Source organism: Streptomyces spirodelae, assembly GCF_017676385.1.
GTDB lineage: Bacteria > Actinomycetota > Actinomycetes > Streptomycetales > Streptomycetaceae > Streptomyces > Streptomyces spirodelae.
The window spans coordinates 133022-149186 of the sequence record NZ_JAFFZN010000021.1; the positions used below are offsets into that span (position 1 = coordinate 133022).

Annotated in this window: 9 protein-coding genes and 2 pseudogenes; all 11 read right to left on the reverse strand. The window is 73.7% G+C overall.

Going from position 1 to position 16165, the window contains the following annotated elements; genetic code table 11:
• Positions 1 to 98: 98 nt before the first annotated feature.
• Entirely contained in the window at positions 99 to 326 is a 228-nt protein-coding gene (locus JW592_RS22100; protein ID WP_209266941.1) for a phosphopantetheine-binding protein, read from the reverse strand.
• 4 nt (positions 327 to 330) lie between these two features.
• A complete protein-coding gene (locus JW592_RS22105) occupies positions 331 to 2265 on the reverse strand; it encodes an HAD-IIIC family phosphatase (protein ID WP_209266942.1) in 1935 nt (644 codons plus the stop codon).
• Positions 2258 to 3346, reverse strand: a complete 1089-nt coding sequence (locus JW592_RS22110; RefSeq protein ID WP_209266943.1) for a 3-oxoacyl-ACP synthase III family protein — start codon at positions 3344 to 3346, stop codon at positions 2258 to 2260. The genes JW592_RS22105 and JW592_RS22110 overlap by 8 nt, the downstream gene beginning before the upstream one ends.
• Positions 3346 to 6399: a type I polyketide synthase gene (locus JW592_RS22115; RefSeq protein WP_209266944.1), complete on the reverse strand. Its 3054-nt coding sequence runs from the start codon at positions 6397 to 6399 to the stop codon at positions 3346 to 3348. Before JW592_RS22115 ends, JW592_RS22110 begins: the two co-directional genes overlap by 1 nt.
• 2 nt (positions 6400 to 6401) lie before the next feature.
• Positions 6402 to 6740, reverse strand: a complete 339-nt coding sequence (locus JW592_RS22120; protein ID WP_209266945.1) for an acyl carrier protein — start codon at positions 6738 to 6740, stop codon at positions 6402 to 6404.
• A 35-nt stretch (positions 6741 to 6775) separates the two neighbouring features.
• Positions 6776 to 8662: an acyl-CoA dehydrogenase family protein gene (locus JW592_RS22125; RefSeq protein ID WP_209266946.1), complete on the reverse strand. Its 1887-nt coding sequence runs from the start codon at positions 8660 to 8662 to the stop codon at positions 6776 to 6778.
• Positions 8656 to 10431, reverse strand: a complete 1776-nt coding sequence (locus tag JW592_RS22130) for an acyl-CoA dehydrogenase family protein (protein WP_209266947.1) — start codon at positions 10429 to 10431, stop codon at positions 8656 to 8658. Before JW592_RS22130 ends, JW592_RS22125 begins: the two co-directional genes overlap by 7 nt.
• Entirely contained in the window at positions 10428 to 12227 is a 1800-nt protein-coding gene (locus JW592_RS22135; protein ID WP_209266948.1) for a fatty acyl-AMP ligase, read from the reverse strand. The genes JW592_RS22130 and JW592_RS22135 overlap by 4 nt, the downstream gene beginning before the upstream one ends.
• Positions 12228 to 12624: 397 nt before the next feature.
• A pseudogene (locus tag JW592_RS22140) lies at positions 12625 to 14016 on the reverse strand (glycoside hydrolase family 15 protein); the annotation flags it as partial.
• Positions 14017 to 14118: 102 nt separating this feature from the next.
• Positions 14119 to 14535 (reverse strand): annotated as a pseudogene (locus JW592_RS33425) (trehalase-like domain-containing protein); the annotation flags it as partial.
• 95 nt (positions 14536 to 14630) lie between these two features.
• Positions 14631 to 16165 (reverse strand): lanthionine synthetase LanC family protein (locus JW592_RS32895; RefSeq protein WP_307805502.1); only part of this gene is annotated, 1535 nt, incomplete at its 5' end.

Sequence of the window (16165 nt, forward strand, 5' to 3'; positions counted from 1 at the left end):
TGTGACCACGCCGTCGAGTACGTCCGCCCGGCGGCGGCCCGGCGAGCCCACCGCGAGCGTGCCCGGCAGCGCCTGCCGGGCGGTCGGGGCGCGGGCGGTCATGCGCCCACCGCCACGGCCCAGATGTCGCGCAGGCTGCGGGCCTGGAGCACGGCGTCCACCGGCACCGGGCGGCCCAGTTCGTGCTCCAGCAGCGCGACCAGCCGCAACAGGTGTACGGAGTCCCACTCGGCCAGCTCGGTCAGCTCCGCTGCCGCGTCGGCTGGTGCGAGCGCCGTTCCGAGATGGGTGTTGGCCAGTTCGATCAGTTCTTCGACGGTGCGCATACCCTCACCTCCCTCCCCGCGGGACCGCCGGCTGCCGCTCGTCGGGCAGCCGCAGTCGCAGCCTGAGGTGACCGGGCACCGGGCCGAGCCGCCGGAGCGAGTGACGGAAGCGGATCTCGGTGGCCGTCCCGGGGCCGCCGATGGTGGTGAAGCCGTGCTGGGGCCACAGCGTCCGCAGCGCCCCGTTGGCACGGGTGGGACTCCAGCGCGCGTGCACGGCGGTGAACCCGGCCTCCCGTGCGGCCCGCAGCAGCCCGCTCACCGTGGCATCCTCGATGCCCCGGCCCAGCACCCGGCAGCTGAGCACCAGGTTGTCCACCGACAGCCGGCCGGCTCCTGCCCGGGCGAAGACGGCACCGACCACCCCGTCGTCACCGAACCTGTCGGCCGCACGGACGGCCAGCACCACGGCGCCGGGCGCTGCGGCGCGCTGCCGCACCTGCTCGGTGCTCAGCCGCTCGCCGGTCAGGTTGAACCTGTTGGTGCGCAGGCTGAGCTGCGCCAGCCTGGCCAGTTCGTGCTCGTACGGGGGAGAGATCTCCACTCGCAGGTCCAGGCTGTCGAGGAACGCGCGGTAGTCGGCGGAGCCGGCCTCGAACCGCTCGCGGGCCGCCCGCTGGGCGTAGCGCACCGGCCGCAGCCGGTCCTCGTCGGTGAGCGCCGGGGTGTCGAACCAGCCGTCCGCGAGCAGGCGTTCGGCGTGCAGCGCGGGCTCGCTGTCCAGCGGGACCACGGCGGCACCGGGCACGCCGGCCCGGACGGTCTCCCGCTCGAAGGGTGTGTCGTCGGCGAAGACCACCGCCTCCGGCGCGATGCCCAGCCGTTCGGCGATGGTGTGCACGCCCTCGGCCTTGGAGCCCCAGTCGGCCACGACGGTCACGAAGTCGTCGGCGCTCAGGGGGAACTCGGGATGCTCCGCCAGGGCGCGGGCCACGTCCTGAGGGTCGTTCTTGCTGCAGACGGCGAGCAGCACGCCCTGTGCGGCGAGCTGTTTGACGGTGTGCTGGAAGGCGCCGAAAGCGGCACCGCGCAGGGAGCCGGCCGCGGTGACGCCCTCGGGCCCGTCCTCGGCCAGCACGCCGTCCCACAGGGTGCCGTCCAGATCGAGCACCAGGCACTTCTTGGCCTGGCCGCGCAGTCCGCGGATCAGGTGGGCGGCCTCGCGGGCGTAGCCGGTAAGCAGTTGGGCTGTGCAGTGCGCGTCGGCGTAGGCGCCGAGCCTCGGCTCGTCCGCGCGGGCCCCGGCGCTGGTGACCGGCTCCAGATCGAGGACGGCCAGCCCGTCGGAGGGGCGTGCCATGTAGAGCAGGTCGGCGTTGAACTGCCGCCACAGTCCGCCCAGTTCCGCGCGCTGTGCCAGAGAGGTGAGCTGGTGGGTGAAGCGGTGCAGCAGGGGCACGGTGTTCAGCACGAGGGTGGCGCCGGGCGGTGCGCAGGCGGCGTGTGTGGCGGCCAGTTCGCCGAGCGCCTTGCGCTGCCTCTCGGCCGCGACGCTCACCTCGATCGGCTGCCAGGGCGCCGCCACCTTGTCCCATACGGTGAGCGGGTCCAGGACGCACAGGGTGACGTCGGGCGCGTGGGTGTAGAGCGGGGAGCCGGGGTCGGCCAGGTCGCCCAGGTAGCCGCCTGCACCGCACACCCGGGTGCGGGCCAGGATGCCGTGCCGGGCCAGCTGACCGGTGAGTGCGGGCACCACGTCGCCGACGGTGCCGCGTCCCGTGACGGCGATCCGGACGGTGGGCGTCTCCGGGTGGTGGCCGAGCACCTCGTCCGGGTCGAGCGGGGCGAGCACCCGTCCGGCGAAGTCGAGCTCATCGGGGCCCGCGTCGGCGAGCAGCTCCCGCAGGTCCGGGTAGCCGGTGGCGAGCCGGCCCTGGGCGTGCAGGGTGCGCAGTCGGGCTCCCGGCGAGGAGCGCCGCACGAGGTCTCGGTCACGCATCGGGGGCCTCCTGGGGTGCCTCCACGGTGAAGCCGGCCCGGATCCACTTGCTGGACTCGACGGCGAGGGCCAGGGCTCGCTGGGTGGGGGTGAGGCGGGGTAGCAGTCGGTCGAGCTGGAGGAAGACCAGCGCGTTGCCGTTGTTGCCGGTCTCCGCGACACAGGAAACCGGCTCCCACTCGAATCCGTGGCCCAGCTCGCTCGTGATCCGCTCGGTCATCCGGCCGCTGAGCTGCGGCGGCAGGAGGTAGTCGACGGTCTCGGGCCGCCAGCCCGAGGCGGTCAGCAGGGTGTCGCGCAGCTCGCGGGCCAGTACGGGCACCCGGTGCTCGACGGCCTTGTAGTCCTCGGTCACCGCGGGAGGCCGGGAGTCCGGGGAGCGCAGGTCGGCGGCGCCGAACCATTCGACGCGCTGACCCGGCGGCAGCCCGAGGCCCGCCAGCCGGTGTTCGAGATGGGTGAGCACCGCCTGGGTGCCGGGGCGTCGCGTGCCGCTGACCACGGCGGCTCCCGCGCCGTCGCCGAAGAGTACGTAGTTGACGAGGGCGCCGGGCGGCAGCTCGCGGAAGTCCTGGGACAGATCGAGGTGTTTGCTGCACACGTCGCCGCCGACCACCAGCCCGAGACCGGACGGGGTGACGGACAGCAGGGCGCGCGCCACGGCGAACGCCTGCACGGCGCCGCCGCAGCCGGACTGCAGCTGGTACGCGGCGGCGCCCTCGATGCCGAGGCGGTCGGCCAGCAGCGCGGCGGTGGTCGGCATCAGCGCGTCCGGGGTGGCCGTGGCCAGCACGATGAAGCCGACCTCGGAGGGCTCGGCCCCGGCGTCGGCCAGTGCCCGGTCCGCGGCGTCGGTGCACAGGTCCTCCAGCGTCCAGCGCACCCGGCCGCTGTCCAGGTCGACGGCGAAGTGCCGGGTCCTGGTGCCGATGAACGTCTCGACCCACGCCGAAGGGATGCCCAGGCGGTGGGAGAGCCGGTCGTTGCCGACCGGCTCTCCAGGAAGCGCGGTGCCCGTGCCCAGCAGATGGACGGCTGCGGCTCCCGCCGTGGTGCCTGCCCCGGCGCCGGCGCGGGGCATCAGACGGCCGCCGGTGTCGTCAGCAGGCCGCGCAGATAGGTGGCGAGGGTGCCGATGCTCACCAGGCTGGCGAGCATCTCGGGCAGTGACAGCTCGCCCAGGTCGGGAAAGCGCACTTCCAGCCGGTGTTTGAGTTCCATGAGCATCACGGAGTCGAAGCCGAGGTCGTCGTAGAAGCGCGACTCTTCGTGCAGATCGCTGGGGGCTCCACCGATGATCTCGGCGACGACGGTGCGGATGCCGGCGAGGGGCTGCCCCTGTCCGTTGGTTGCGGGCTGTGGGTTGGCTGTGGCTGGTCGCGCAGTTCCCCTCGCCCCTGAAGGGGCGCCCTTTTGCGCTTGGGAGGTCTGCTCCCCCGGACTCCGTCCGGTCCGCTCCCCCGGACTCCGTCCGGGAGGTGCCCCCAGAGGCGCAGGGCCGGCAAGCGCAGCCCCCATTGCGGGGGACGCAGGTTGCCAGGAGCGCCATTGGGTGGCGAAGACATGGGAGGGCATCCGCACGGTGCGGCGGTCCGCGTGGGCGTACAGCCGCTCCCACTCCGGGTCGAGGCCGTCCTCGTACAGCCGGGCCACCACTTCGGCAAGCTGCTCGATTCCGGAGGAGACATCGCGGCAAGGCGCCAGCGCAGCGACTCCGCGTGCGGCGTTGATCCGGCGCAGCAGCCCGCACAGCACCGGCTTGGGGCCGATCTCCACGATGTGCGTGGGAGGTTCGGCGCACAGCGAGCTGACGGCCTCCTCGAACCGTACGGTCGCAGGTATCTGCGCCGTCCAGTAGGCGGTGTCCAGCGCGGTGCCCTCCGGTAGCGGCCCGCCGCGCACCGTGGAGTGGAACGGAATCCTCGGCGGCGCGGCGCGCACTCCGTCGGCGGCCTCGGCGAACGCCGCGAGCACCGGCTCCATCAGCGGGGAGTGGAAGGCGTGCGAGACGGTCAGCTCGGTGCAGCCGAAGCCGCTCCGCTCCAGCTGTTCCCGGATGCGGGCCAGTCCAGCGCGGTCGCCGGAGAGCACGGTCGCGCCGGGCGCGTTGACGGCGGCGACCGCGCACAGCGGCTCCGCCTCGGCCAGCGCTCGCGCCTCTCGCTCGCGGGCCCGGGTGGCGAGCATGCCGCCGCCCTCGGGCAGCGCCTCCATCAGCGCGCCGCGCCGCGCCACCAGCCGGGCGGCGTCCGACAGCTCCAGCCCGCCGGCGATGACCGCGGCAGCGAACTCGCCGACGCTGTGCCCGATCACCGCACTCGGCCGCAGCCCCAGTTCCGTCAGGGTCCTGGCCAGGGCGTACTCGACGGCGAAGAGCGCGGGCTGCGTGAGGCCCGTACGGTGCACCCGTTCGCTGCCGCCCAGGATCAGCTCGTGCACCGGTTCGCCTGTCCACTCCAGCAGCGCGGCCGACGCGTCCTGGAGGAAGCCGCGGTAGAGCGGCGAGCTCTCGTACAGCGCGGCCGTCATCCCCGGGTACTGGGCGCCCTGTCCGGTGAACGCGAAGGCCACGGTGGGCTCCTCGGCCGCCGCGACCGGCTCCGGCATCGTCTCGGCCGCCGTCGCCAGCGCCTGGGCCAGCTCCCCGGCTGTACCGGCGACGGCGGCGAAACGGCAGGGCTGCGCCGCCCGCACCCGGTTGCTCGTGCGGCACAGCGCCGCCAGGTCCCGCTCCCCGGTACGCGCGGCGGCGGCGGCCTGGACGCGGAGGTTGGAGCGCAGCGCTTCGGGGGTGTCGGCGGAGAGGGTGAACACCCCGAGGGCACCCTCGGATTCGGCAGGGGGGAGCGGGGGCGGCGGGCCCAGGACGAGGTGTGCGTTGGTGCCGCCCATGCCGAAGCTGGAGACCCCGACCCGGCAGTCGGGCCCCTGCTCCGCCAGCTTGAGCGGCTCGTCCACCAGCCGCATCCGCCGCCTGTGCAGGCCCAGTTGACCGTTCTCGGTGCCCGCGGGCGGCCCCGGCGGCACGGCGCCGTTGTGCACCGCCAGTACCGCTTTGACCAGCCCCGCCATGCCCGAGGCGCCCTCCGTGTGCCCGATGGCGGCCTTGACCGAACCCAGCGCGAGCGGCACCGTGCGCGGGCCCTGCCGGGCGCCCAGCGCGTCGTCGAGGGCGAGGACCTCGATCAGGTCGCCGAGCGCTGTGCCGGTGCCGTGTGCCTCGACGTAGCGGATCTGGCCGGGCTCGGCGCCCGCGCGTACGCGCGCGGCGGTGACGACCTCCCGCTGCGCCGCGCGGTGCGGCGCCATGATGCCGTTGCTGCGCCCGTCCTGGTTGACGGCGCTGCCGTGGATGACGGCGTAGACCGGATCGCCGTGCCGCACCGCCTCGTCCAGTCTGCGCAGTGCCACCACGCCCACGCCCTCACCGCGACCGATACCGTCGGCCTCCGCGGCGAACGGCTTGCACCTCCCGTCGGCGGCGGCCAGTCCGGCCTGCTGGTAGATCTGGTCCAGCGCGGTGCCGATGACCACGTTGACACCACAGGCCAGCGCCAGGTCGCACTCGCCGGTCAGCAGCGCGTTGCAGGCCAGGTGCACCGCCACCAGCGACGAGGAGCAGGCGGTGTCCACGGTGAGGCTGGGGCCGCGCAGGTCGAACTGGTAGGCGAGCCGGTTGGCGAGCATCGAGCGCCCGCTGCCGGTTCCGGTGCGCGGGGTGATGGCGGCCGGGTCGGCCAGCGCCAGCCGCGCCCAGTCGTCCGACATGGCGCCGACGTACGTCCCGGTGCGGCTGCCCGCCAGCTCGGACGGCGGCACCCCGCAGTCCTCCACGGCCCGCCAGGCGCACTGCAGCAGCAGCCGCTGCTGCGGGTCCATGGCGCTCGCCTCGGCGGTGGAGATGCCCAGGAAGCCGGGGTCGAAGGCGTCGGCGTCGGCGAGGAAGGCGCCCTTGGCCCCGGCGCGGAAGCGGGACGGCGGCGGGGCGCCGACCGCGTGCTCGGCGCCGTTCAGCAGCCGCCAGAACGCGGCCGGGTCGGGCGCCCCGGGAAAGGCGCAGTCCAGGCCGACGACGGCGACGGCACGCGGACCCGCCTGCGGCGTCGAAGTGTCGGCGGCGTCGGCGCTCGGCATCGTCACACCTCCGCCGGTGTGTCCGGGTCGGGCCGGCCGCCCCGGCTCGCGTACTCCTCGGCCAGGCAACGGGCCAGCGCCTCCACGGTGGGGTGGTCCCAAGCGACGGTGGGCTCCAGGAAGAGCGCGAACTCGTCCTCGATGTCCCCGTAGAGGCTCAGCGCGGCCACGGAGTCCAGTCCGTACTCGGCGAACGGCGTGCGCGGGTCGATGTCCTCGGCCGGGCGGCCCAGGAACTCCGCCAGCCGCGCCTTCAGCCACCGGGTGAACTCGCGCTCTCCCATCGGCGCTTGCGTCCCCGGCGGATCGGGGACGTGGGCTCCGGTCGGTTGCGGCACCATGGCATGCTCCTCGTCCTGCTGCTCGTCGTGGCTCTTCAGCCGGCGAGCGGGGTGTCGTAGAGGTCGTAGCTGCGGGCCTCGTGGTAGCGCGACAGCACCTCGTCCAGCAGGTGTTCCTCCCAGCCTGCGGGCAGCTTGGGCAGCGGGCGGCCGAGCCGCTTGGCGAGCCGGGTGAGGGCGACGGCCGGCCACACCGGGGAGGCGAGGAAGCCGGCCCGGGCCCCGTGCGGGTCCGCGGCGCGGTCCGCGCCCTGCCCGGCGCCCGGGCCGGTGCCCTGCCCCGCGCCCTGGTTGCGCCATACGCCCAGGCAGGCGGCGGCGGCCAGCAGCAGTGCGTAGCGGTCGGCCGCCGCGTAGGAGCGCGGGCTGGCCAGCACCGTGCGGTCCTTGGCGGGCATGGCGGCGCACTCCTCCTGGAGGCCGCGCAGCTCCGCCTCCAGCTCGCCGGCCAGTGCGACCAGCGCCTCCCCGTACTCGCCGGTGCGGGCGGAAAGGCCGCTGCCGCCGTCCCCGGCCAGCTCCTCCGCTGCCCCGGCCAGGGAGCACGCCAGTCCGTCCGACGTCGCCACCAGCTCCAGCAGCCCCGGGTCCAGCGGCGGGAGGGGGTCCCGGATGCGGAACAGCCCGTCAGGGGCAGGGGGTCCGGTGAACCAGGCCGCGCGGGCGAGCCGGGGCAGCTGCGGAATGATCGTCGCCTGGCAGGCGGCGGTGCCCGCGTGGCCGAGGCTGATCATCGGCAGGTCGCGTACGTGCTTCTGGAACGCGCCGTACTCGCCGCCGCGCACATAGAAGTTGGCGCCGAGCACCACCGACAGGTCGTAGGTGGTGTCCGTCAGCAGCTTGGGCAGCAGGTACTTCACGGCCGCCGCGTACACACTCGTCTCGGCGGGCAGCAGATGGACGGCGCGGGTGGCCGCCAGCGCCAGGCAGTCGCAGATCAGCAGATCGGTGAAGGCGCCCACCAGGGTGGCACGGGCGTGCGGAATCTCCAGAACCGAGCGGTTGTACAGCTGCCGGTTCAGGGCGAAGCTCACGGCCGTACGAAGCGCCGTGTCGCCCCCGCCCAGGATCATCGACGGTACGACGCTGCGGGTGATCTGGAAGGAGCGCAGCGCCAGTTCGACACCGTCGCCCAGCTCGCCGACGAGCGCGTCACCGGCCACCGGACAGTCGGTGAACTCGATGCCCGCGTTCTGGCAGCCACGCACCCCGACGGTGGCATAGCGCGGCAGATAGCGCAGTCGGCCCTCGGGGAGCCGGTCCTTCTCGGCCAGCAGCACCGAGTGGCTGCGGCTTCCCGCGGCGTCGTCGGTACGGCAGAAGAGGACGAGCGCCTCGGCGCGTACGACATTGTTGATGACCTGCTTGACGCCGTCGAGCCGGAAGCCGCCCCCTGGTTCCTCAGTCGCGCGGAACTCGTTGCGTACGAAGTCGTTGCCGTGCGCCAGTTCGTGGTAGGCGATCGCCAGCCGGCCGCCGCCCAGCAACAGTTCGGCCACCCGCCGCTGCTGCTCCTGTGTCCCGGCCGCCCACACGGCCACCGCGGCGAGGAAGGAGGTGGCGCCGTACCCCAGCCCCAGACTGGCGTCCCGCCGGAAGACGGCACGCAGCACCCGGCCCATGGTGTCGACCCGGTCCAGCCTGCCGCCCCACCTGCGGGGCACGAACTCGGCGTTGAGCTGGAAGTCGGCCAGCACGTCCTCCGCCTCGGCGAGCAGTTCGCCGCGCTCGTCGGCGGCCAGCAGCGCGTCGATGCCCAGCGGGTTGTCCGGGTCCACCGGGTCGCCGAACCGGCGCTCCAGGTCCGCGATCCGGTACTGGATGCGGAGCTCTTCTTCGGCCCCGGTATCCGCGGTTCGCCCGGTGCCCTCGGTGTGCCCGGTGCCCTCGGTGTGCCCGGTGCCCTCGGTCGGAGTCAGCATGGCGGTCCCTCCGCTATGCGGCACGGGAGCAAGGAGAACAGCTCCCCCGCCGCGTACTGTGCGGCCATCCGTTCCAGCAGCCGCTCGTACAGCGGCTCCCGCGCCTCCTCCTCCACCCCCCAGGGCCGCGGCAACGGCCCGGTACTGCCTGGTACAGCCTCCTCCAGACCGCTCGAGAGCCGGTCCAGCACCGCATGGAGCCACAGCGGCGGCACCTCGCTGTTGTGCCGCCACAGCCCCACGGCGCAGGCGGCGGCGAAGCAGTTGCTGTAGCCGCGCGCCAGCTCGAAGCTCTCGGCTGGTGCTCCGCCCGGCACCAGCCGCGCTGCCCCCATCCGGGCGTGCAACTCGCCGCAGGCCACCGTCAGGGTGCGCGCCGACCGCGCCGCTGCCGCCAGCCCGGCGTCCCGCGCCGCTGCGCTCTCGAGCGCCGCCGTGTTCCGGGGCAGCGAGCCCAGCAGCGTGCTGCCGTGCCGCGCCAGCAGGCTGAGCCGGTCAGGGCACAGATCCGGCAGCCCGCGCGCGAGGCAGAAGGTGGCGGACCGGCTCTCGGGCTGCCCGCCGAGCGCCCGATACGCGCGGGCCAGGGTGCGGAACTGCGCGGTGAGCGCGTAGAGGTTCACCATCGTGTTGCCGTCGAAGATGCCCACGATGCGGTGGTCGCGCTCCAGCTTCTGGAACCGTCCGTGCTCGTGGTGGTCGCTGAGGAACGCGCGCGCCCCCAGCACCCCGCGCAGCCGCAGCAGCACCCGGTCGACCATGGTGGGCACCAGGTACTTGGCGACGGCCGAGGTGACGCTCAGCTCGCCCGGCAGCGTGTGGATGCTGCGCGCCGCGACCGCGCTCAGCGCCTCGCCGGCCAGCAGATCGCCGTAGCACTCGGCCAGCGTCCGCCGCACCTGCGGCAGATCCAGCATCCGCCGCCCGTACAGCTCACGCGCGGCCGCGAACCCGTAGGCGAGCCGCAGCCCGTGGTCGGCCGCGCCGAGCGAGAGCGCGGTGCACAGCGAGCGCGTGATCTGCAGGGCCTTCAGCACGGTTTCGGGGCCCTCACCCTCCCTGCCGACGAGACAGTCCCGGCCGACCGGCGCGCCCTCGAAGGCGATACCGCTGATGTCGGCGCCCCGGATGCCCAGGGTGGGCACCTTGGGCAAGGTGCGGTAGGTGCCCGGCGGCAGCTCCGCCTTGTCGACCAGCAACAGGCTGAAGCCGCGCGGTCCGCCCTCGGGCGCGGTGCGGGCCAGCAGGCAGACGAGGCGGCCGCGGGTGGCGTTGTTGATGAGCCACTTCTCACCGGTGATGCGGTAGCCCTCCGGCGACCGTTCGGCGACGACCTCGCCGGCCATCAGGTCGCTGCCGTGTGCGCGTTCGGTCAGCCCCAGCGAGACGGGCTCACCCGCACGCACCAGACCGGCCAGCCGCTCGGCACCGGCGCCCTCCTCGGCGACCCAGATGCACACCGCGCCGAGAAAGGTCTTCCCGTGGCCGACGGCACAGGTCAGATCGCGGCGCGCCAGCGTACGGACCAGCTCCAGCAGTTGCGGCAGCCCGGTGAGCTTCCCGCCGTACTGGACGGGGACGTAGTAGTGCTGGGCGCCGAGCGCGTCGAGCGCGGCACAGGCCGCTGCGGGGAACTCCTCGTCCGCGTCCTGCCGTGCCGCGGGGGCGTAGGCGAGCGGGCTGCTGCCGTCCCCGGGGTCGCCGAGCCGGGCTTCCAGCCGTTCGGCCAGCGGCCAGCGCACGGCCCGCGCACCGCCGGGCACCGTCACCCCCGCTCCCGTGCGCCTTTACGGCTGCCCCCGCGCGCGTCAGCGCCGGCCTCCACGAGCTTGCGCACCTCCGGCGCGACCACCTCGTGCAGCGGCTGTATCTGGCCCTCCAGGAACATCTGCCGCATGGCGCGCCGCTGCAGCTTGCCGCTGGTGGTCCTGCGCACCGTGCCGGGGCGCACCAGCAGCACGTTCTCCGCGGCGACCTCGAACTCGCGGGCCACGCACTGCTGCACGTCAGCGGCCAGCGACGCCAGCTGGGTGTCGTAGTTGCGGCTGGTGCGCACCTCCTGGACGACGACCACATGGTCGCGGTCCGACTCGACCGAGAACGCCGCGCTGGAGCCGAAGAGCGCACTGACCTGCTGCACGCTGCGCTCGATGTCCTGCGGGTACAGATTGCGGCCGGCGACGATCATGATGTCCTTGAGCCGCCCTGTGACGAACAGCTCCCCGCACTCCAGCACTCCGAGGTCCCCGGTACGCAGATATCCGTCGGTGCCGTCGGCCATGGTGGCCTGGAAGGCGTGCGCGTTGTCCAGCGGCCGGTTCCAGTAGCCGTGCGCCACGCTGTCCCCGCGCACCCACACCTCGCCGACCCGGCCGTGCGGCAGTTGCGTATGGCTCTCCGGGTCGACGATGCGCACCTCGCAGCCGCGCGGGATGCCCGAGCTGACCAGGGTGCGGCTCGGGCTGCCGGGCCGCGCCTCGGAGACCATGTGGTGCTCCAGGTCGGTCTTGTCGACGGTGCGCTCCAGCGCCGGTGCTCCGGGCGATCCCCCGGAGACCAGCAAGGTCGCCTCGGCCAGCCCGTAGCAGGGGTAGAACGCGGAGCGGCGGAACCCGGCGGGCGCGAACCGCTCGGCGAAGGCGTCCATCGTCTCCACGCGCACCGGCTCGGCCCCGTTGACGGCCGTCGTCCAGCCGGAGAGATCCAGCCCGGCCAGCTGCTCGTCGGTGACGCGGCGCAGACACAGGTCGTAGCCGAGGTTCGGGCCGCCGCCCGTGGTGATGCCATAGGTGCCGATCATGCGCAGCCAGTTGACCGGGCGTTTGACAAAGCTGACCGGCGGCATCAGTACACCTCTGCTGCCCAGCCACAGCGGGTGCAGCAGGTGGCCCGCCAGACCCATGTCGTGGTGGAACGGCAGCCAGCCGCCGACCACCGACTCCCGGGTCGTCCGCATCCCCTGCCGGACGGCCTCCTGGTTGGCGAGCATGTTGCGGTGCGTCACCATGACGCCCTTGGGCTCGCTGACCGACCCGGAGGTGTACTGGAGGTAGGCCACGTCGTCCGGGAAGAGTCCCGGCTCGCTCCACTCCGGGGCGCCGCCCGGGCCCGCTCCGCCCGTCATCCGGTCGGTCGCCAGACAGACGACCTCGGGATGGCCGATGGTGGCGAGCAGTTGGGAGACGGCGGAGGCGTTGTGCGAGTCCGTCATCAGATAGCTGACGGCGGCGTCCTTGATGATGTTCGCGACGCGCTCCACATTCTGCCGGGCACCGCTGGGAGGCGGTGCGGGGACGGCCACGGCTCCGGCCAGCAGGCAGCCCAGGAAGCTGGTGACGAACTGAGTGCCGTCGGTGTGCAGGATCAGCACCCGCTGTCCGTGGCAGCCGCGCTCCTGCAGCCAGCCGGCCAGGTGCAGGGAGCGCGCGCCCAGCTCGCCGTAGCTGAGGGAATCGGCTTCGAGACCTTCACCGGGGCCCGGCCGGACGAACTGGTAGGCGGTCGCCTCGGGCCGCTCGTGGATTCTCCGCAGTGCGAGTTCCGTGAAGTTCCTGGGCACAGCCATCATCGCCCCCATAGCCCCGTTGGCGACCCGCCCGACGGGCGGGCCGTTGCAGACGACCGCGAACGCGTCATCTCTGGCCAGAGCTTGACTCGGCCCTCTCGAGCCCCCCTTTATTCACCGTGGACCCTTGCGGATCCGGGGCCGTCGGCTCCTCCTTCCGCACCTGCACGTGCGGCACCATCCAGAGCATTCCGTACGTGGAGAGGGACTCCCATATCGCCGCCAGTGCTTTCCGCCACACAGTGCCCTCCGGGGTTCGCCGACTGGACCCCCAGCGTGAGTGCGCCCACTCGTGGACGGCTCGGATTCCGCCCAGGGACGGGCGGCACGGCCTTCCGGGGTGACAGCCGGGGACAGCAGGGGGACAGCGGGGGACAGCAGGGGAACAGCGGCGGCGTCAGCCCGCACGGCCGGTGGGCCCACCCAGCCGGAGCGCTGCGTCGATCAGCGGGACATGGCTGAATGCCTGCGGGAAGTTGCCGACCAGGCGCCGGCGCCCGGTGTCCCACTCCTCCGCGAGGAGGCCCACGTCGTTGCGGAGTTCCAGAAGGCGCTCGAAGAGTCTGCGGCCCTCCGCCGCACGGCCGATGAGGCCGAGGTCGTGCGCCAGCCAGAAGGAGCAGGCGAGGAAGACGCCCTCCCCGCCGGGCAGCCCGTCGCCCTCCCCGACGCCGGGGTCGTAGCGCCGTACGAACCCGTCCTCGCACAGCTCCCGCTGCACCGCCTCCACCGTGCCGACGACCCGGGGGTCGTCCGGAGGCAGAAAGCCGACCTGCGGTATCAGCAGCAGCGCGGCGTCCAGTTCTCGCGAACCGTAGGACTGGGTGAAGGTGTTGCGGTCAGCGTCGTACCCCTTGGCACACACCTCGCGATGCACGTCGTCCCGCAGGGCGCGCCACCGCGCCACCGGCCCGTCGAGGCCGAGCCGGGACAGCCGGCGCACCGTACGGTCGGCGGCCACCCACGTCATCACCTTGGAGTGGGTGAAGTGCCGGCGCGGCCCGCGTACCTCCCAGATGCCCTCGTCGGGCTCGCGCCAGTTGGACTCCAGGTAGTTCATCAGCTTCATCTGCAGGATGTGCGTACTGTCCTCACGGACGTCGGGTGTCAGCCCGGAGGTCTGGCCGAGCCACAGCGCGTCGACGACCTCCCCGTACACATCCAGCTGGAGCTGGTCGGCCGCGCCGTTGCCGATCCGGACCGGGCGCGAGCCCTCGTATCCCGGCAGCCAGGCCAGTTCCGACTCGGCCAGTTCCCGCTCGCCGGCGACGCCGTACATGATCTGGAGGTTCTGCGCGTCCCCGGCCACCGCGCGCAGCAGCCACTCGCGCCAGCGCCTGGCCTCCTCCCGGTATCCGGTGCGCAGCAGTGCGCCCAGGGTGATGGCGGCGTCCCGCAGCCAGGTGTAGCGGTAGTCCCAGTTGCGCACCCCGCCCAGCTCCTCGGGCAGCGATGTGGTGGGCGCGGCGACGATACCGCCCGTGGGCGCGTAGGTGAGGGCCTTCAGGGTGATGAGGGAGCGCATCACCGCCTCCCGCCAGCGCCCGGTGTAGCTGCACTGCGCCGTCCACTCGGCCCAGAACCGCTCGGTGCCGCACAGCAGTTCCTCCGCGTCGGGCCTGGGCGGCGCTGACAGGTGCGAGGGCTGCCAGCTGAGGGCGAGCGTCACCCGCTGCCCCGCCGAGACGGTGAAGTCGGCGTGGGTGGTCAGATCGCTGCCGTACGTCTCGGCCTCGGTGTCCAGCCACAGCGAGTCGGGGCCGGCGACGGCCACTGTGCGGTCGGCTAGGGGCACCGTGCCGTCGGCGGGCGGCATCGTGCGGTCGGCGAGGAGCACCGTGCCGTCGGGCAGGGGCACCGTGTGGTCGGCGAGCCCGGTGGCGCGCTGTCCGCCCTCCCGCCGTACCCACGGCACGACCCGGCCGTAGCTGAACCGCATCCGTAGCGCGGAACTCATCCGGACCCGCCCGGTCACGCCCTCCACGATCCGCACCAGGCAGGGCGCGGCATGGCGGCGGGGCGGCATGAAGTCGGTGACACGTACGGTGCCCTCCGGGGTGTCCCACTCGGACTCCAGGATCAGCGACTCACCCCGGTAGCGGCGCCGCGCGGCGGCCGGGCGCGCGGGGCCGCGGGCGGCGGGTGCCAGCCGCCAGAACCCGTGGTCGTCGGTGCCCAGCAGGCCCGCGAAGACCGCGGGTGAGTCGAACCGCGGCAGGCACAGCCAGTCCACCGAGCCGTCCCTGGCCACCAGCGCGGCCGTCTGCATGTCCCCGATCAGGGCGTAGTCCTCGATGCGCGTCGCCACCACCCGGCCTCCCCGAAAGCGCCGGCCACCAGCACAAGTTGCCGCTGTGGAGGCCCACTAGAGCGCGGCTGGGGAGGGGCGCTCGCCGGTAGGCTTCAGCGCAGGCCCAGGCAGGGGAGCCAGGTACGGTCGCCGCCCGTCGCGGTCAGCATCGCGGCGAGTACGCCGCCCGCACCCGAGAGGAGCCCGCAGCGTTCCTCGGCGAGCGCCGCCAACTCCTCCACATGCGCCACCAGATGGGCCAGCATCCGGGCCCGCAACCGGGCCGCGGCCGGCAGCCGCCCGTGCCGGTGCAGCGCGTCGGCCACCGCCAGCACCCCCGCCGCCCCATGGCACAGTCCGAGCCGGTCGCCGGGGTGGTCGCCGAAGAGGTGGTAGCCCTCGTGGAAGCCCTCAGCGAGCGAGGTGAAAGCGGACGCGGCCCAGGCCGCCGCCACCCCGTCCCCCAGTACGTCCGCCGCCTCCCACAGCGCCCAGGAGACACCGGGTGTGCCGTAGCACCAGCCTTGGCGGGCGTTTCCGGCAGGCAGCCGGGGCGCGCCGTCGGAACCGCAGCCGTTCCAGGAGCGGATGTCCCGGGCGTCGTCGAAGGACTCCCCCGCCAGCCAGTGGCAGGTGTGGCTGAGCGCGGCGATCAGCTCCGGCTGCGGGCCGAGCGTGCGGACGGCTGCGCTCAGCGCCGTCGTGACACCCGCGACACCGTGCCCCATACCGGTGTTGATGCGCCCGTGCAGCCAGCCCAGCAGCGGGTGGTCGGGGTAGTGCGCGCGCAGCCCTGGAAGGTCCGGGGCGTCGCAGAGGGCGGCGAGATGCGCGGCATAGGCGAGAAGCCCGGCCTCGACGGCAAGGGTCTCGGCGCCGCGCGTGGTCCCGCGGGCGGGCGGGGCACCGGTTCCGTTGGGGGGTGCGCCGCTGGCTCCGGGTGCGGCGCTGGCTCCGGGTGCGCCGCTGGCTCCGGGTGCGCCGCTGGCTCCGCGTGCGGCACCGGGGCCCCGTGCGGGGTCCAGCCCCTTCCCGAACCCCCGCGGGGCCCGCCTGACGTCGTCGGTACCGTTCGCCGTGTTTCTCGGGTCGGCCACCCCGCCGCCCGCGTTCCCCGCCCCCGGCAGGTCGGCGATCAGTGCGAGAAGTACCCCGGAGGGGCCGAGGATCAGGTCGTAGTCAGGAAAGGTGACGGCCCCGTACCGCACCCCGTCACGGACGGAACGGTCCAGCAGCCTCTCCCGCACCCGGTCGGCCACCGGCTGCAGCGCGGGGTGCAGTACGGAGCACTGCCGCAGCCCCACCAGTGTTCCGGCGAGTCCGCCGTCGTACAGCCCCCGATGGCTGGGGCCGCGCCCGGCCCCGCGCGCCCAGACGGCTCCCGCGCGGGCCGCCACCTGCGCCGCCTCCGCGTCGCCCGCAGCGGCCACCAGCCGCGCCAGCACGGGGACTCCGGGGTCATTGAAGTGCTCGTGCGGAGGCGCGGACGCCGCGGCGGGACCGGCCTCGGGCCGGGTGTCGGGCGGGCGTTGACTGGCGGCTCGTCTAGCCCGGTCGGTCCAGCGGGCGAGCGCGGCGACGGCGAGCCGTACGGCCAGCGCACGGGTCCCGTCCTCGGTGAGGGTCGGATGGGCCATGGTCGTCCTCC